General features: G+C 36.3%; 11 protein-coding genes. 4 read left to right on the top strand and 7 right to left on the bottom strand.

Features of this window, described 5'->3' with window-relative positions; translation table 11 throughout:
- Nucleotides 1–26 precede the first annotated feature (26 nt).
- A complete protein-coding gene (locus tag K5Q07_RS05225) occupies nucleotides 27–10,085 on the bottom strand; it encodes a DUF1542 domain-containing protein (RefSeq protein ID WP_220730028.1) in 10,059 nt (3,352 codons plus the stop codon).
- Between the two features lie 431 nt (nucleotides 10,086–10,516).
- Nucleotides 10,517–11,845: an MFS transporter gene (locus K5Q07_RS05230; RefSeq protein WP_220730029.1), complete on the bottom strand. Its 1,329-nt coding sequence runs from the start codon at nucleotides 11,843–11,845 to the stop codon at nucleotides 10,517–10,519.
- An 81-nt stretch (nucleotides 11,846–11,926) separates the two neighbouring features.
- Between K5Q07_RS05230 and K5Q07_RS05235 the strand changes: the two genes are divergently transcribed.
- Complete coding sequence (locus tag K5Q07_RS05235; RefSeq protein ID WP_220730030.1) at nucleotides 11,927–12,331, top strand: MerR family transcriptional regulator; 405 nt, start codon at nucleotides 11,927–11,929, stop codon at nucleotides 12,329–12,331.
- A gap of 14 nt (nucleotides 12,332–12,345) precedes the next feature.
- Here K5Q07_RS05235 and K5Q07_RS05240 read toward each other — a convergent pair whose 3' ends face one another.
- Nucleotides 12,346–12,615, bottom strand: a complete 270-nt coding sequence (locus K5Q07_RS05240; RefSeq protein WP_220730031.1) for a hypothetical protein — start codon at nucleotides 12,613–12,615, stop codon at nucleotides 12,346–12,348.
- Between the two features lie 320 nt (nucleotides 12,616–12,935).
- On the bottom strand, nucleotides 12,936–13,835 hold the full coding sequence (locus tag K5Q07_RS05245; protein ID WP_220730032.1) for a histidine phosphatase family protein: 900 nt from the start codon (nucleotides 13,833–13,835) through the stop codon (nucleotides 12,936–12,938).
- A 158-nt stretch (nucleotides 13,836–13,993) separates the two neighbouring features.
- Between K5Q07_RS05245 and K5Q07_RS05250 the strand changes: the two genes are divergently transcribed.
- Nucleotides 13,994–14,497 (top strand): GNAT family N-acetyltransferase, encoded by a 504-nt coding sequence (locus tag K5Q07_RS05250; protein ID WP_220730033.1) that lies wholly within the window; start codon nucleotides 13,994–13,996, stop codon nucleotides 14,495–14,497.
- A 2-nt stretch (nucleotides 14,498–14,499) separates the two neighbouring features.
- On the opposite strand, the gene K5Q07_RS05255 is transcribed toward K5Q07_RS05250, so the two are convergent.
- A complete protein-coding gene (locus K5Q07_RS05255; protein ID WP_220730034.1) occupies nucleotides 14,500–14,769 on the bottom strand; it encodes a hypothetical protein in 270 nt (89 codons plus the stop codon).
- Nucleotides 14,770–14,979: 210 nt separating this feature from the next.
- On the opposite strand from K5Q07_RS05255, the gene K5Q07_RS05260 reads away from it, so the two are divergent.
- Both K5Q07_RS05260 and K5Q07_RS05265 read left to right on the top strand, forming a co-directional pair.
- On the top strand, nucleotides 14,980–15,324 hold the full coding sequence (locus tag K5Q07_RS05260) for a hypothetical protein (protein ID WP_220730035.1): 345 nt from the start codon (nucleotides 14,980–14,982) through the stop codon (nucleotides 15,322–15,324).
- Nucleotides 15,325–15,455: 131 nt separating this feature from the next.
- The gene (locus K5Q07_RS05265) at nucleotides 15,456–15,656 is read left to right on the top strand and encodes a hypothetical protein (RefSeq protein WP_220730036.1); all 201 of its coding nucleotides are present in this window, start codon (nucleotides 15,456–15,458) and stop codon (nucleotides 15,654–15,656) included.
- A 151-nt stretch (nucleotides 15,657–15,807) separates the two neighbouring features.
- Here the strand turns inward: K5Q07_RS05265 and K5Q07_RS05270 are convergent, their stop codons facing one another.
- Nucleotides 15,808–16,638 (bottom strand): hypothetical protein, encoded by an 831-nt coding sequence (locus K5Q07_RS05270; RefSeq protein WP_220730037.1) that lies wholly within the window; start codon nucleotides 16,636–16,638, stop codon nucleotides 15,808–15,810.
- A gap of 16 nt (nucleotides 16,639–16,654) precedes the next feature.
- Nucleotides 16,655–18,418, bottom strand: a complete 1,764-nt coding sequence (locus K5Q07_RS05275; RefSeq protein WP_220730038.1) for a DUF262 domain-containing protein — start codon at nucleotides 18,416–18,418, stop codon at nucleotides 16,655–16,657.
- Nucleotides 18,419–18,489 lie beyond the last annotated feature (71 nt).

Consider the following 18,489-nt stretch of genomic DNA (forward strand, 5'->3'; position numbering starts at 1 on the left):
TTTACCTAAATTACTTTAAGCAAATGTTATTTAATTTTTTGAACTAAGTTTTTGTTAGCACTAATGTAACTACCATTAGTTAATTGCAATCTGTAAGTAGTACCAACCTTCTTCACTGCTTTAACATTCAAAACAGTTCCGCGTTTGTATGACTTCACGGACTTGGTTAACTTAATGTTCTTGTAGGCACGGATTCTAGAACTGATTACGCGAACCGCGCGAATCTTGCTGCTGTAGTACAAAGGTTTTACGTATGAAGGCTTAGTGGTGATGTAACCCCACTTCTTGCGATCTACTCTAAATAGTCCCTTCTTATTACGTACAATTTGGTTAACCTTGTATCTCTTTAGTCCATTCTTGTTGATAGTTTCGCCAACAATTCTGAACATCACAGCGTTTGGACGGGCTTGTTTCTTGTAACCTTGGATTCTGTTCTTGTGACTGAAGTTGACACTTGAGTATCTGTAGAATCCTTTAACCATGTAGACGTTACGTGGTGTTGTTTGCTTACGAACCAAGTTCTTGTTAGCAGTAATGTAGTGACCGTTAGTTAATTGTAATCTGTAAGTGCTACCATACTTCTTCACTGCCTTAACCTTCAAAACAGTGCCATGTTTGTAGCCTTTAACAGCCTTACTCAACTTAACGTTCTTGTATTCACGGATTCCTCTACCAATAACCTTAATTTGTTGAACATTGCTACTGTAATACAAAGGTCTCATGTAAGAAGGTCTAGCAGTGATGTAACCCCACTTCTTACGGTCCACTTTAAATAAACCATTCTTCTTAACAACAATTTGATATACCTTGTATCTCTTTACTCCGTTATTGTTGGTAGTTTCGCCGATGATTCTAAACATTACAGCGTTTGGACGGGATGTAGCCTTGTAACCTTGAACACGGTTCTTCTTAGTGAAGGTGGTGCTTAGGTATCTGTAGAAGTTCTTAACCATGTATACATTACGTGGAATAGTTTGTTCAGGGCCACTTCCGTTATTTTGTTTCTTAATGTGTTGAGCATCAATGATTTGGATGTAATCAGCAACTGCTGCGTTAATGTCATCAGCATTAGTCAAACCATCAATGGCTGCTTGTGCATCCGCTTGAGCACGTTCAACGTTGTTTCTTTGACGTTTCTTTTCAGCCTTACTCAAAGTCTTATCAGCATCAATGGCTGCCTTAACCTTGTTGGCTTCATTATTGATAGCATCCTTAGCAGCTGTCTTTTGATCATCAACTGATTGACCAGAAACATGGTCTGCATCAATCTTTGCATTACCATTGCTGATGGCTTGGTTAATACTGTCGGCATCTGATGCGTTGTCAATGGCTTGTTCAGCAGCTGCTTTGTCAGCATCTACTTTATTGATTTGAGCATCCTTTTCAGCCTTAGTTAATGTGGCGTCATTTAAGATGTCGTTCTTAACCTTGGTTGCTTCTTCTTCCAGTTTAGCCTTGGCATTAGTCTTTTGATCACCCAATGAAACCTTACCAGGTACATATTGAGTATCGATTTCTTCGACACCTTGAGCAGTTAAAGTATTGATGTTGTCAGCGTTAGTTTGAGCATCAACTTTATCTTTGGCAGCTTGGTTTTGGCTATCTACATTTTGCTTTTGTTGTGCTTTTTCAGTGCTGTTTAATGTGACATCATTGTCGATGGCATTCTTAATCTTTTCTGCTTCTGCATCTAGTTTCTTCTTAGCAGCAGCTTTTTGATCATTGGTAGAATTACCTGGTTTATGATCACCGGATGTCTTGGTATTACCATCTTTTAATGCTTGGTTAATTCCATCAGCATCTGAAGCATTATCAATGGCTTGTTCAGCTGTAGCTTTATCAGCATCTACTTGCTTAGTTTGAGCATCTTTTTCGGCTTGAGTTAGGGTGTCATCATTTGCGATGTCTTGCTTAATCTTGGCTGTATTTGCATCTAATTGTGATTTAGCAGCATTCTTTTGAGTATCAATTGAATCAGCAGACTTATGCACGTCACTAACATCAGTCTTGCCTAAGCTTACCGAACCATTAATATTATCGGCATCTTGGGCATTATCAATTGCTTGCTTACTTGCTGTCGCATTTTCATCAACCTTAGATTTTTGTGATTCTTTTTCATCACTAGTTAGAGTGTTATCTGCATCGATGGCTGCCTTGGTGTTCTTTGCCGCTTCATCAATTGCTGATTTAGCATTTTCCTTTTGAACATCTAATGAATCAGCAGGTTTATGTTCAGAACTAACTTGAGAATCTGAATCACTTCCAGCCTTGTTGATTGAGTCAGCGTCAGATGCGTTATCGATGGCTTGGTTACCAGATTTTACATCGTCTTCAACCTTAGTTTTTTGTGATTCCTTTTCTGCTTGCGTCAATGTTGCATCGTTTTCAATGTCTTGCTTAATCTTATCTGCTTTTGCAGTCAATTGATTCTTAGCGTTTGCCTTTTGTGTATCAATTGAATCAGCAGATTTATGATCATCATTAACTTGGGCACTGGTATCATCTACAGCTTTATTGATACTGTCAGAATTTTTAGCGTTGTTGATAGCTTGTTTTCCGGCAGTGACATCTGAGTCAACCTTGGCCATTTGATTGTTCTTTTCAGTTTGGGTTAATGTTGCGTCATTTGCGATGGCATTCTTAGTCTTAGCAGCCGTTTCATCTAATTTAGTCTTAGCAGCATTCTTTTGATCTGATAATGAAGCTCCGGGAATGTAATCAGCATCAAGTTTTGGACGGGCATCACTTAACGCTTGGTTAATATTGTCAGCGTCAGATGCAGCATCAATGGATTTTTCAGCGGCTGCCTTATCATTATCTACCTTATCCTTTTGAGCATCCTTTTCCGCTTGTGTTAATGTGTCATCACCAAAAATTTGGTTGATTAAATCTTGCACATGTTGAGATAGTTTATCTTTTGCTGCTTGCTTTTGGGCATCTAATGATGTTCCCGGCACATAGCTTTGGGCAATGTCACCAATCATTCGGTCACTTAATGAATTAATATCATCAGCATTAGTTGCAGCATCAATCTTATCTTGGGCAGTTGCATTTTCACTATCTACCTTATTCTTTTGAGAAGTCTTTTCAGCACTGGTTAAAGTGTTATCCGCATCAATGGCCGCCTTAGTTTGCTTTGCTTTATCTTCAGCAGCTTGTTTAGCAGCTTGTTTTTGAGCGTCTAATGATTGTCCTGGTACATGTTCTGCATCTACTTGTTCATTAGTATCGTTTACTAATTTATTGATGCTATCTGCATCTGTAGCTTTTTCGATGTTTTGCTTACCAGTAGCGACATCTGAATCCACCTTCGCCTTTTGGGTTGTTTTTTCGGCACTTGTTAAAGTGTTGTCCGCATCAATGGCTGCCTTTGTCTTATTTGCTTCTGCATCTAATTTGGCATTTGCAGCTGTCTTTTGATTATCTAATGAAGTTCCTGAAACATGGTTCGCAGAAACCTTGTCGTTAGCATCACTGACTGCCTTATTAATGCTATCTGCATCTGATGAATTATCAATTGCTTGCTTACCAGCAGTAACATCAGAATCCACCTTAGCCATTTGATTGTTCTTTTCAGTTTGAGTTAGTGTTGGATCATTTTGAATATCCTTCTTAACTTTATCTGCTTGATCATCCAATTGCTTCTTAGCGTTTGTCTTTTGATTAGCCACAGATGTACCTGGTTGGTGCTCGTTTTTGACCTTGTCGTTAGTATCACTCACTAGCTTATTGATACTATCAGCATCATTTGCATTATCAATTTCTTGCTTACCAGCTTTGACATCGTCATCGACTTTATCTTTTTGAGCATCTTTTTCAGATTGAGTTAATGTTGCATCATTATCGATTGCATTCTTAATGCTTTCGGCATAAGCATCCAATTGACTCTTAGCATTTGTCTTTTGGTCAGACAATGGTTTGCCAGATACATGTTCGCCGTCAATCTTATCATTGGTGTCGCCGATAGCTTTATTAATGCTGTCAGCGTCTGATGAGTTATCAATTGTCTGTTTACCGGAAACGACGTCTGCATCAACTGCTGATTTTTGAGCATCTTTTTCTGATTGACTCAAGGTTTGGTCAGCATCAATTGCATCTTTAATCTTCTTAGCTTCTGCATCTAATTGATTCTTAGCAGCATTTTTTTGATCACTAACTGACTTGCCTGGTTGATGTTGAGCATCAATAGATTGACTGTTTCGTGAAACTAAATCGTTAATTTCATCAGCGCTGGATGCAGCGTCAATCTTATCCTTAGCAGCTTGGTTAACTTGATCCACATTATTCTTTTGTTGTTGCTTTTCTGCACTAGTCAAAGTGTTGTCAGCATCAATGGCTGCCTTAACCTTGTTCGCTTCTGAATCAAGTGATGATTTAGCGTTTGCCTTTTGGTCATCAACGGACTTACCTGGTTGATGTTCACCATCAATCTTCGCATTACTGCTATCAATAACTTGTTTGATGCTTTCAGCATCGGATGCATTATCGATGGCTTTCTTACCATCAGCAACATCTGCATCAACATTAGCCTTTTGAGCATCCTTTTGAGCTTGAGTTAGTGTATTGTCAGCATCGATGGCTGCCTTAATCTTGTTTGCTTCTGCATCTAGTTCAGCCTTCTTGGCTGTCTTTTGATCATTTACAGATTGTCCTGGCACATGATCACCGTTGATTTTATCGCTAGTGTCACTAATTAACTTGTTAATATCATCAGCATTTTCAGCACTGTCAATGGCTTTTTCACCAGATGTCTTATCAGCATCTACCTTGGCCATTTGGGCATCCTTTTCAGCTTTGGTCAATGTATTATCATTGGCGATGTCATTTTTAACCTTAGCTGCTTGATTGTCCAATTGTTTCTTAGCGTTTGCCTTTTGAGTATCTACAGAATCTCCTTGTACGTGGTCCTTATTAATCTTATCGTTGCCACTATCGATTGCTTCCTTAATACCTTCAGCATCATTGGCGCTATCGATGGCCTTTTCTGCAGATTCTCTATCAGAATCAACTTGAGCCATTTGGGCATCCTTTTGCGCCTTAGTTAAAGTTGTATCATTTGAGATATCTTGCTTAACCTTTGCTGCTTGGGCATCCAATTGCTTCTTAGCATTTGTCTTTTGGTCATCTACCGATTGATGTGAAACATGGTCGGAAGCAATCTTATCATTATTTTCTTGAATAGCTTGGTTAATGCTATCAGCATTTTCCGCATTATCAATTGCTTGTTTCCCAGCGGATGTATCTGAATCCACCTTCGCCTTTTGTGCATCCTTGTCAGCTTGAGTTAATGTAACGTCATTTTCAATGTCTTGCTTAATCTTATCTGCTGTGGCATCCAGTTGAGCTTTAGCTGCTTGTTTTTGGTCATTTAAGTCCTTACCAGACTGATGTTGAATATCAATATCGCTCACACTTTGAGTGATTTGAGCATGAATGTCATCGACATTGGTTAAACCATCAATCTTACTTTGGTCAGCAGCACTTACAATATCAACCTTATCCTTTTGAGCAGCTTTTTCAGCACTAGTTAAAGTTGAATCTGCGTCAATTTCAGACTTAATCTTACTAGCTTCTGCTTGAATAGCTGCTTTGGCATCAGCTTTTTGGTCAGCAAGTGACTTACCTGGTTGGTGGTCTGAGTCAATATTTTTATTACCATCACTAATTGCTTTATTAACAGCATCAGCATCTTTAGCGACGTCAATTGCTGTTTCAGCTGATTCTTTGTCAGCATCAACCATAGCGATTTGTTCATTCTTTTGAATTTGAGTTAATGTGGCGTCATTTACGATGTCTTGTTTGACCTTAGCTGCTTTAGCATCTAGTTGTGACTTGGCATTGGTCTTTTGATCAGCTAGTGAATTCTTGCCTGGAACATATTGAGCATCAATGTCTTTAATCCCTTGGTCGTATGCTGACTTAATATCATCAGCATTAACTGCTGAATCAATCTTAGAGTGGGCAGCTGATTTCACATTTTCGACATTGTTCTTTTGTTCAGCTTTTTCAGCACTAGTTAATGAAACATCAGCATCAATTTGGTTCTTAACCTTAGTTGCTTCTGCGTCTAAGTTGGCATTATTAGAATCCTTTTGGCTATTAACTGAAGTACCAGCTTGGTGGTCTGAAGCAATTTGATCATTGCTATCTTTAGTTGCTTTGTTAATGCCATCAGCGTCAGAAGCGTTATCAATTGCTTGTTTTCCAGCAGATGTGTCTGAATCAACCTTGGCGATTTGCGCATTCTTTTCATCGTTAGTTAATGTTGCATCATTTTCGATGTCACTCTTAATCTTGGCTGCTTGAGCATCTAATTGACTCTTAGCATTAGCCTTTTGAGTATCTAGTGATTGGCCTGGTTGATGGTCACTATCAATTTTGGTTTTTCCATTGGTAATTGCTTTATTAACTCCGTCAGCATCAGCAGCGTTATCGATGTCGGCTTCCGCAGCTGCTTTATCTGAATCAACTCTGGCCATTTGAATGTTCTTTTGGTCATTGGTTAATGTTGCATCATTTGCAATAGCTTGTTTGATATTGTTGGCCTCATCATTTAGTAGTGACTTAGCGTTAGCTTTTTGTGTGTCTAATGATGTACCAGCCACGTATTTTCCATCAACGTTGGAAATACCTTGTTTGATTGCTGAATTGATATCGTCGGCGTTTGTTAAACCGTCAATATTAGTTTGGGCAGCGGCAGAAGCTGAATCTACAGCATTCTTTTGCTTGGCTTTTTCTTCACTAGTCAAACTGGAATCGGCAGAAATGGCAGCTTTTACCTTGTTAGCCTCAGCTTGAATAGCTTGTTTAGCAGATGCCTTTTGATTATCAATCGCTTGGCCAGGTTGATGGTCCGCTTCCATATTCAAATTACCATCACCCAATGCCTTATTAATACCATCAGCATCAGCAGCATTATCAATTGCTTGCTCAGCAGCGACTTTATCAGCTGCTAACTGATTCATTTGGTCATTCTTTTGATCTTGCGTTAATGTAGCATCATTTGCGATATCATTTTTAATCTTAGCTGCTTGGGCATCTAAATCAGCCTTAGCGTTAGTCTTTTGGTCCGCTAACGATGTCTTACCAGGAATGTATTGATTATCAATGTCTTGGATTCCCTTGTGGTATGCAGTATTAATATCATCAGCATTGGTTGCCGTATCAATAGCAGTTTGATCAATTGATTTAGTGCTGTCAACATTAGCTTTTTGCTTTGCTTTTTCCGCACTAGTCAAAGTATTGTCAGATTCAATTTGCTTTTTGACCTTGGTTGCTTCAGCATCCAATTGGGCTTTCGCATTGGATTGTTGATCAGCTACTGATGTCTTGCCAGCAACGTATTGAGCATCAATGTCTTTGATACCTTGTTGATATGCTGTGTTGATATCATCAGCATTAGTTGCGGCGTCAATTTTTCCTTGAGCAGTTGCTTTTACACTATCGACATTAGATTTTTGAGTTGCTTTTTCTGCGCTAGTTAAACTATTGTCAGCATCAATTTGTTGTTTTACCTTAGTGGCCTCAGCATCTAATTGGGCTTTCGCATTAGATTTTTGGTCAGGTAGTGAGGTCTTTGCTGTGGTATATTGACCATCGATATCTTGAATTCCTTGTTGGTATGCTGCATTAATGTCATCAGCATTGGTTGCAGCATCAATTTTTCCTTGATCAATTGCTTTTACACTATCGACATTGGCTTTTTGAGTTGCTTTTTCTGAGCTAGTTAAACTATTATCAGCATCAATTTGTTGTTTTACCTTGGTTGCTTCAGCGTCCAATTGGGCTTTTGAATTCGCTTGTTGATCAGCTACTGATGTTTTGCCGGCAACATATTGCGCATCAATGTCTTTGATACCTTGTTGGTATGCTGTGATAACGTCATCAGCGTTTGTAGCAGCGTCAATTTTTCCTTGATCAGTCGCCTTTACACTATCGACATTAGCTTTTTGACTGTTTTTTTCTGCACTAGTCAAAGTATTGTCAGCATCGATTTGTTGTTTTACCTTATCTGCTTCAGCATCTAATTGAGATTTAGCATTACTCTTTTGATCAGATAATGAGGTTGAGCTTGTTTGATGTGCATTGTCGATTGAAGCAATCCCTTGGCTTTGTGCATCGTTTATACCATCAGCATTAGTGGCAGAATCAATCTGGGATTGTGTTGCTGCTTTAATGCTATCCACATTACTCTTTTGACGATTCTTTTCATCATTGGTCAATGTATTATCAGCATCAATTGCAGCTTTAATTTTGTTGGCTTCATTATCTAAACTATCTTTGGCCGTTTGTTTTTGCGTACTTAAAGGAGTTCCCGGAGTGTAATCACCATTAATTTGGTTAACAGCATTATCACGTACACCTGAAATCTTTGATAAATCGTTACTTGATTGAATCAACCCAGTGTAATAAGTCTTATCGACTGAAACTAATCTAAGTTGTCTATCTGACTTTTCTTTAGACAGTGTAATATCCGAATTGATTTTATTAGTGGTATTTACAACCGCATTGTTAATATCATTAATAGCTGAATTAATAGTTGCTTGTAATTCAATTTTCTTAATGGAATTAATACCATCTGATAAAGCACCCGCAATGTCACTTGATTGAGAAACACCCATCACATTCGATTGAGCGGTTTGTAAAGCACTCTTAATCCAATTGTTAGCGGTTTGCTTATCATTAGCAGGTAAGTTACCAAGATTGGAAACATTGTTTGTAGAAGTTGCGGCTTGACTGTTTAGTTGTGAAATCGCATTAGATAACGAACTGTTATCTGCTTTGTATGAATTTTTAATAGAGTTTAAAACATTAACGAAATCATCACTGGTTGTAACAGCGTTGATTTGAGAAACATAGTTATTCTTAAGTTGGGTAGTTTGGCTCAATGGAGAGGTTTGATTTAAGTCATTTAAAACTTTACCTTGCAATTGGGCAAGTAATTTAGAATTAAAGTCATTGCCGAATTGGTCATATGTCAAACTTCTAGTGGATGAGAAGGCAATTTGAGTACTAAAGTTAATAAGTTCTCCCCTGCTATTTTCTCTATGTGTGGACATGAATGCTGAAATCCAGTCCCCAGGAGTTGCCTTAATTGGATCAACATAAACTGCTAGATCAATATTTCCACCGACAACTTTACCTGTCTTGTACTTAATATAATATCTACCATTATTCATGGTTAGGTCTTTAGTACCATCATCATTGGTAACAGTTACCTTGCTAACTCTGCTTGATAGATTTGGACTCAAGTTCAATGCAAACTCTAAAACACGGTCAGCACCACCGGTACTACTAATTACTTCAGATCCAAATTGGAAGTTAATCATGTATTTATTAGTAGAAGGGTCATAATTTACCCCGTTATAAGTTAACTTAGTGTTGGCAATGGCATTCTTATATTGGGTACCATTTGCTCCACCAGGTCCAGTAATGAAGGTGTTGCTATCAGCAGGAGCACTTGATCCGCTGTCTCTCAATGATAGTCCCTCTTTAGCATGTGACGAACTTGATGCAGAGCTTGCTAAAGAAGCCACTGATGAGGTGCTTGATTGTTGTGATTTAATATCATTTGAGCTTTGATTAGCACTTGAACTAGCACTGCTAGATTCATTTGAGTCAGTGTTGTTATGGCCTGCAACATGACTTGCGTCAATGTTATTCTTACCATCAATTAGTGCTTGGTTAATGCTGTTAGCATCTTTGGCACTATCGATTGATTGTTCGCCAGCTACCTTGTATGAATCTACTTCAGCCTTTTGGCTATCCTTGTCAGATTGAGACAAAGAAACATCATTACTGATGTCATCCTTAACCTTGCTAGCTTCGGTATCTAATTGTGCTTTTGCGTCATTTTTTTGACTGTCTATTGTTGAGATATTATTGTCGTTATTATTTTTATTTGTGGTTGAATTTGCAGAAACTTGAGTTTCACTCGCAAATGCAACATTTTGATTAGATTGGATTACAGCAGCTGAGCCGATTAATGCAAATGAAGCTACTGATAAAACAACCCAATTTTTCTTTACTTTTCTCATAATTTTCTTGTCAGAATTTTTTCTGAACTGTTTGTGGTTGTATAACAATTTATTAACCTCCCGTCGAAAAATAAATTTTTTCAGCAAGAAAAATTATAATCAGATTTTACATTCCATCAAGAGGCTAAACTGCTGATATACCAACGTTTGATTAACTTTTGATAATATTTCTTTAATCAAATCGATTGAAATATTGACTTACGGGCATCGCAAAAATAGAAAAGATTAGAAAATAGATAGTTTAAGTTTTGTTTAAATTTCATTCAACAGTAATGATTTGATAAAAAATGAGATGAAGGTGAATGACTGATGTAACAACATTAAAGCAATTGTGTACATATTGTGTCTATTAAAATAACGCTTATTTTTATAAAAAAATCTAATTGTTTGAAATAAAAATACTGCCCAATTGAGCAGTATTTTTTGTTTCAATTATCTTGGCTACATGGATAAATGGATACATGTATCTTTGGCTACATTTATTTTTGATGAAGTCGTTTGATATTAATCGCCATAATTAATGGAACCAACATCAATAACGACATTAATAGTGTTTGATAGTGATAAGCGGTAATCACATTGGTAATTCCGGCGGTCAAAGTTACCACTAGTGACAATAGAATGGAACTCCCTAATTGGTGGAAGACGTTAACGGCACTGGAAGTTGCCCCACCCAATTCCTTCGGCGTATTGGCAACCCCTGATACTGTCAGTGGACCGAACGAGAACCCTTGACCGATTCCAATCACAATCATTGGTAATGCCCCTGAAATCATGTAGCCGTGTTTTAAATCTAGACCGAATAGCATTAAGACTCCCAGCAAGGTCACGATAGTACCAAATAGTAATAGGTTTTCGTTTTTATATTTACTTGAGAGCTTGGATTGAAGCATCCCGAATAAGAATTGTGGAATCGTTTCTGGCATGAAACCAAATGCAGATAATAGCGGCGTGAAGCCATAGTACTTTTGAAGTACTTGTGGGACTAAAAAGAAGAATGAAAACATTGATCCGATATAAAAGAATCTAGCGATATATGCGGAAACACGTTCTTGATCTTTGAAAATCGCCATTGGCATAATGGGATTATCAATCTTAACTTCACGGTATAAAAAGATAACCAATAACACGATAAAAGCGACGATAAACATCCCTTTGTGTCCAGCACCATTAATTGCATTAACCAATGATAAAATGGCTAAAACGGACAAAAATGAGCCGATATAGTCCAAATGAGCGTGAATTCTTGTATTGACTTTAGGAACAAAGAAAATGGTTAATAGAATTAGTAAAATGCCCAATGGAACGTTGATTAGAAAACCTAGTCGCCAAGAATAAAAAGTGGTGACTAATCCCCCGATGATTAGTCCAACACTAGCACCCAATCCGGCAGTCACACCGTAAAACGAGATGGCCTTCTCACGTTGCTTACCTTCATAGGTATCAAGTAGTAACGCCAATGATGTTGGTGCTAAGATGGCTGAACCAATCCCTTGAAATGCGCGCATCACGATGATGAATAAACCGTTTGGTGCTAGACCGACTAGTAACGAGAATAATGTGAAGATAATCAGACCAGTTAAGAAGACTGGTTTTCTTCCATACAAATCCCCCAGACGACCCCCTAGTAGCAACAGACTACCGAAGACTAATGCATAGATGTTGGTAATCCATGCGACACTTTGACTGGTCATGTGTAAGCTGTTGGCGATTTGAACCGTACTAGTAAATACGACGGAATTATCCAATAAAATCAAAAAATAGCTAATTAAAATAATTGGCAGGATGATGCCAAATTTATACTTCATGCTTGTGTCCTCCTAAAAATATGATAAAGTAATCATATTACTTAAAGCCAACTTTAAGGCAAGACATTGAGGTGAAAAAATTTGAACATTAAAGAAGCCAGCCAAATTACCGAAGTTCCAGCATCTACCATTCGTTATTACGAAAAGGAACACATCATCCCCGCCGTCGATAGAAACAAATCTGGCGTACGAGACTTCGATGATCATGCGATTAGACGAATTAGTTTTGCGAAGAAAATGCGTGATGCCGGAATGGAAATCAGCACTTTGAAGCAATACATTAACCTATTCGATAACGTCAAAGACAGTGAAGATGAACAATTAGCCCTACTAGTCGAACAAAAGCGTCTAATGGAAGAAAAACGCGATAAGATGCAAAAAGCCATCGACCACTTAGAACACAAGATTGAAAACTTCGACACCCACATGCTAAGAATCGAAAAAGAATTAAGAGACATGAAAGAAAATAAAAAAGAACGACTATAACAGTCGTTCTTTTATTATGCTTGTTCTTCGTTTTCAGCTACGAAATGGTAGATGATGTAGCTAACAGTCCAAACAAAGATGAATGCGCAAAAGATTAGGAGTGCTTTTACATCTAATTCGATGTTGAAGTTCAAGAATCCCTTTAGCTTGATAATGTTAAAACCTAATAGTGATACCCAGGCACCCTTTGCATGCACCAAAAGTTCTACAAAACTATCAAGTAAAATTAGAACTAGGTACAAGATGATACCGTATGAGAACCAATTAAATGTCTTTTTTAACATGTTCTTCCTCCCCCAATATTGGTTACTGTTATTATACACAAAAAGCAATCCTTTGTCGGATTGCTTTTTGTTTTATCTTGGCTAATTCTATGAACGCGAGACCTAACAGCACTGTAAGTAAGGTATGAGGTAAAGGATTAAATTCCTCATGGCGTGATGTTAATTATTAATAGTGATTACGGAAACTATAATCGATCAATTAATCTTTTCGGCTGGAGATAAACGACAATTACCTACCATAATCACCATGCATCCAGTCGACGAATTAGCCAAGTGTGGCCTTTATTCATGTTATTCGTTCAAAATACAAGTCATCTTAATTATTTTTCGTAATCAACTTTCATGCTAGCTGATTCCTTCACCTTGTGGCTTTGTAGATACTTAGCACCCTTTTGGGCGTAACTTAGATCACCAACCTTTCCAAATGTAACCTTACCGGTCTTAACGTTGTAGTAGACTTTGGTAACCCCTGAGTTAGGAATTGAGCCTGTGCTTAGTAGCTTTTTGTCAGCCTTGCTTAAGTTGTGGTCATACTTAGATAGGTATGCAGCAATTACATATCCCGAACTAACTACTAGTGCATTTTTACCGTTCTTGTTCTTAGTTAGTTTAGCAACTCGCTTAATGCCGGCTGCTTCTCTTTTAATTACTTGATTAGCTGATTCAGCACGGTCTGCTTTTGGAAGTGAATCGGTCTTTTTGTCGATTTCATAAATCGCTTGGATTGTCTTTGGTACAAATTGGGTACCAAACTTCTTTGATAGTGCTGCATCATCCTTTACGTGATAATAGTCATTCACAAGTTTGTCGCTTTGATCCCCATTGTATAATTCGTACTTACCACTACCCGCTTCTCTAAACTGTGGAGTTTCTAGAACAGTTAGTTTGCTGTTACCGGAATAGTCCAACATGTCTTTGATTGTGTCTAAATGACGAACCAATTTACCACATGCTGCCTGAGTAAAGTGAATGCCACGAAGTCCTGCTCCCACCTGTTTGGCAACCTGGTCACCCTGTGGTGTCAGTGGATAGTCATCCCAACCTTCGTTCAACGTCAAAACGTTCCCGGTGGTCTGCCCGTGTCGAGCAAGATAGATTGTCACGACGTTTCCATTCTTCTTGGCACTTGGTGCCTTAGTCTTGGCTGAAGCGCCCACCCCAGTACTTGAAAGTGTTAAAAATAGCAATAAGCCACTCATTAATTTGGCTTTGGAAATCATTAGCGTCATCTCCTGATGAATTATTTATGGAACATCTTTAATATATTCCCGCCATGTAAATTTGCTATAAAAATTATGTAAAAGTTATGTAAATATAAACAGTGCATTTTGCAATACCATAGAGTATACTGAAATCAAAATGGTAGGAAGTGATAATTATGAATAATATCGCTGAATTTAAGCTAGATAGACAAAATTATGGTCTAGCGTTAGTCGAAGAATTTATGTCCACCGAAATTTACGACATCATTAAGAACGATCGCGAAGAATTAGCCAAGTGGCTACCATGGGCTAAGGATATGCAATCAATTGATGACGAAGCAAAATTCATTCGCTATGCTAAGGAACACAATATATTCGTTCTAGCAATTTTAAATGGTGCAAAACCAGTCGGTATGATTGATCTACACAATGTTGATGAAGTTAACCATACTGCTGAAATTGGCTACTGGTTATCCAGCGAATATCAAGGTAAAGGAATCATGTATAACAGCCTTCAATCACTTGTTAGTTATGCATTTAACTTCTTTGATATGGAAAAGCTAACTATTAAAGCTGAAGTTGAAAATGAAAAGAGCAGACACGTTGCTGAACGTGCTGGTTTCACATTCCAAAAAACAGAAGAACCATTTGCGATTTATACAAAAGAAAAGAACGGCTAGGGTTAGCCGTTCTTTTTATTACTCTTTAGCATGTAATCTATTAATCCGTAGACTGCCATCCAAATGAACATGATGACAACGAAGTAAATCAATGTCTTCCATGTAATCAATAGATTAAAATTATATTCCCCGGGGTTAAAATTATTAACGACTCTTACGCCCATTAGAGTGCGCCAAGTTGATGGTGATTGGTAGTAAAATCCTTCTAAAAAGCCATCAATAATAGTTAAGATTACATATACCCCAACGCCAAGTGAAAACCATTTGCTCATCTTCATTTGCATAATGTAACCTGCCTTTGCTTTTTGCTAACCACATAATAGCACAGAAATTATTTTAATTGCATTAAAGAAGACCATAAAAATCATGTCATATCAACCTTTTAAGAAGTTAATACAAAATGATGACAATAGTTTGTCATTTTCATTAAGTTTATAAAGTGGTATATTCTTATTATTATAAAATTCAAAGGAGGTGCCATGATGAAGGCAATCAGAAATATCATTATTCTAGTATTCCTTGCTGTACTTATTTTTGTTGTCCTACCTGTAGGAAAAGATTTCTACATTCAAACATCTTTGAGTAAGCAAGCCAGTTCAGCAATCAAGGATCAACAAGAATTAAAGAAAGTTGCTGCCAACGAATCAACTTACGTGTACTTAACTCAACACAATAGTGATCGTATCTATAATTCAAACTCTGATACTGGTAAAGGTAATACCTACCGTTACTCAGCCAAATACGGTACTAAGAACATTACACTTACTGGTACCCTATCCAACGCTGGATTTAAGGTAAAACTAGATAAAGTGGAAATAACACAATAATAAAAAAGCTCTCCGTTTTGGGGAGCTTTTTTATTTTGAATTTTATCGAACTAAATACTGAACACTTCACATCTATGGTGCTACTATATAGTTGGATTCAGATATAAATTGAATTGATAGAGGCGATTAATATGACTGAATCAGAAATTATAGATGGAATTAAGCAAGTAAAGACAACACCAGGTATGATTGATTACTTAAGAACATTATTGAAGAAAGGTCGTAAGGAAGACCCTACTGATGTTCACACATTCCATGATTTTGAAAAGGCATTGTATGATTACAACAATCACCAATACCAAACTCACAATCAAGCTAACAACTCCCTATAATCTTGTTAAGTTAAAGAAGATCTTATGATGATGAAAAGATTTCGAATTCATGATTACACTACTTTGTTACTTGATAGATTTTCAATATAATGTAGAGACATTCTAAATAAAAAAAGCACCCCAAAGTTTGTACAAAGCCTCGGGGTGTTTTTTATATTTTTTGATATGTTAACTTAAAGGTATCAGTTATCCATTTTTTATTTAAATCATCATCATTTACCACTAATTTATATTTATCATTAAAACAAAGTGGTATTGAAAATTTATTACCATCATATGGCATTAAACAAATCGATCCCTCATATTTTAGGTATTTTCCAGCCACTCCATTTTTTAAAGCAACATTAGTTGATTTCTGATTTTGAACAGCACTATATGCCCATCCTTGGCTTACTTCCATTGGGAGATCATAAAAATTTTTAACCACAGCATTAGAAAATATATATAAATATTCTGTTCCCTTTCCTACAGGAGCAGAAAATATATCGTTAAAAAAATCCGCTATCATATTAGATGCGATAAGATCGTCATCATCATCCAACTGAAGTGCTTCATTTTTCAACATTTCATCAGGAAAAGCTTCTCCAATTTTCACTACACTTATATTTCTATCTAATCTATAGGCAGAAGAAACAATTGGTGTATCATATTCATACCTTAGCTCCACAAGTGTCTGTAAGACATTATCAGATAAATAAAACACAGATTCACCTTTTAAATTGACTCTTCCCTGAGAAGTAACTAAATTAGCCGGGACTTCCCAAAAATCCCCTTTTTCCCAATCCTTTAGGTTAGAAATATCATCTATAATTCTTGATCTATAAAGAATAGTTCCCTTAGGAATGGTTATCCATCGAATAGGAACTTTAAATTTTTCATTTATATTTAGAAGTTTTTCTGTAATTTCTTTATAAGTAACCGCCTTAGAAAGACTGTCTTTTATATCTCTAAGTTTTTTTTGAATAATTAAAGATTTTTTCATTTTCAATTCCTTAAACCTAAAATTTTGTATTTAACAACTTATTAATAATTGATTTAGCCACTTTATATGATCTATTAAGCATCTTTTCATTTATGGTATCCAAATTACCATTCTTCAAGTCTTCAAATGCTTCTTGGAAATCACTTTCTGTAGGATATAGCGATTCATCAATTAATTCTTTATAATCACTAAAGTTTTCAACTTCATACAACGTTCTTTTCTTTTTACCGTTATTAAGTTTCTTAGGTAGATACATGGCGTTACCCAGTCTTCCTAAGATTATTTCCTTGCTTTGAGAAATATTTCTAACTCTAGCTTTAGGAAAAATATGTTCCACTTCTAGTGGGTCCCCAAAACTCACAGAATCTGATAAATAGGTCAAATTAGAATGTATTGTAGCTAAGCTTTTTACTTGTCCGGAGAAATTTTCTGGAAGTGTATTTTCATCTAAAATCCATGACTTGAACTTATTATAAAAATCGTCTTGGTCAGGTTGTCTCAAGTATGTTCTAATATTCTTTTGTGGATAATATTCAAACAACCTTGTATCACCAGCATTTCCCCATGATCTTCCAACAAAATCATATACATAATATACGGGGATATTATTTACGATTCTTATATATTCTTCTGATCCTTCATCGACATCCCATAATGACGCAAAGTAGGAAAGGGTTTTATATGCTGTAGAAACAGATCTTTCATAATTAATAACATCATTATTCTTTTTACTATTTTGCCTTAATAATTTATCGAAAATAGAAGATAGTTTTACTGAGATATTTATAGATCTCTTTAAAATATTTTCAATATTATCTTTAAAGAAATCATTTTTATCTATCAAGGTTCCTAACTTTTTAGGGTCAATTCCAGCAGCCACGCCAAGCAATCCAAATCCCATTTGATTTATATCTGATTCAGAATTATCAATAAGTGATCTAAGTCTTTTTTGAACCATCTTTCCAATTCCGACACCTAGTTCATAGAGATTAATGCATCTATTTGTTGTGAATTCATCTTCTGAAAAGCCGTCTAGGACTAATCCTCGTTGTTCTGCACTTTCTAATTTTGATAAATAAAATTTCTTTATTTCATTAAGAAGTTCGTCTTGTAAATCAGTTCTACCTAATCTCAATTCAGTATGATTCCAAGCGGCTGCAAATATTTCATATTTATTTAATCCAACTCCGCCTTTATTTAGGTTTTCAAAAACTTCAGCGATATTTGCTTCGCTTCCAGTGTATTGTATTATTGGAATTTGGATATCTTCAACATTTAGATAACTTTTAATTTTAGATTGCAGTGATTTAATTAGGTCTCTAATATCCCTAGGCTCTTTATCACCAAAATTATGTTCTTGCATTAAATCATCAACTAAATCAGAAAGATCAGCGCGAGAACTCATATCATTATTATTTGATGATAACAAAGAATCGAATTCTTTCGTACTTATCTTATCGCCCTTTTCTTCAAGTAATCCATTCAATTCTGTATAAGTTTCTTCATATAAATCAGGTTCTAACTTTTTGAAATATTTAGCTTTATTATTTTTAAAATCAATTATGGTGGTCCAACGTTGTTGACCATCAAGTAATCTATCTTCAGACTCGTTTCCTTTTCTATAGGTTAGTAATGATCCAAATGGATACCCATTATGTAAACTCTTTACTAATTCTAATTGCATCTTTCCAGACCATACATACCCACGCTGAAATTTAGGTAATAATAAATGGTCTTTTAGAGATGAAACTGTTGCAGTTGTTACAGTATAATCACTCATAATACTACTCCTATAATGATATAGTTTAGATTCATTATAACATTTATAATATTTTAAAATAAAAAGAATGG

Source organism: Apilactobacillus zhangqiuensis (assembly GCF_019656215.1).
Taxonomy (GTDB): domain Bacteria; phylum Bacillota; class Bacilli; order Lactobacillales; family Lactobacillaceae; genus Apilactobacillus; species Apilactobacillus zhangqiuensis.

Bases quoted from the DNA above. Each gene is read 5' to 3' on its own strand.
- K5Q07_RS05275 (WP_220730038.1), bottom strand. From the start codon at position 18,418: ATGAGTGATTATACTGTAACAACTGCAACAGTTTCATCTCTAAAAGAC.
- K5Q07_RS05230 (WP_220730029.1), bottom strand. From the start codon at position 11,845: ATGAAGTATAAATTTGGCATCATCCTGCCAATTATTTTAATTAGCTAT.
- K5Q07_RS05260 (WP_220730035.1), top strand. From the start codon at position 14,980: ATGAAGGCAATCAGAAATATCATTATTCTAGTATTCCTTGCTGTACTT.
- K5Q07_RS05240 (WP_220730031.1), bottom strand. From the start codon at position 12,615: ATGTTAAAAAAGACATTTAATTGGTTCTCATACGGTATCATCTTGTAC.
- K5Q07_RS05245 (WP_220730032.1), bottom strand. From the start codon at position 13,835: ATGATTTCCAAAGCCAAATTAATGAGTGGCTTATTGCTATTTTTAACA.
- K5Q07_RS05250 (WP_220730033.1), top strand. From the start codon at position 13,994: ATGAATAATATCGCTGAATTTAAGCTAGATAGACAAAATTATGGTCTA.
- K5Q07_RS05270 (WP_220730037.1), bottom strand. From the start codon at position 16,638: ATGAAAAAATCTTTAATTATTCAAAAAAAACTTAGAGATATAAAAGAC.
- K5Q07_RS05265 (WP_220730036.1), top strand. From the start codon at position 15,456: ATGACTGAATCAGAAATTATAGATGGAATTAAGCAAGTAAAGACAACA.
- K5Q07_RS05255 (WP_220730034.1), bottom strand. From the start codon at position 14,769: ATGAGCAAATGGTTTTCACTTGGCGTTGGGGTATATGTAATCTTAACT.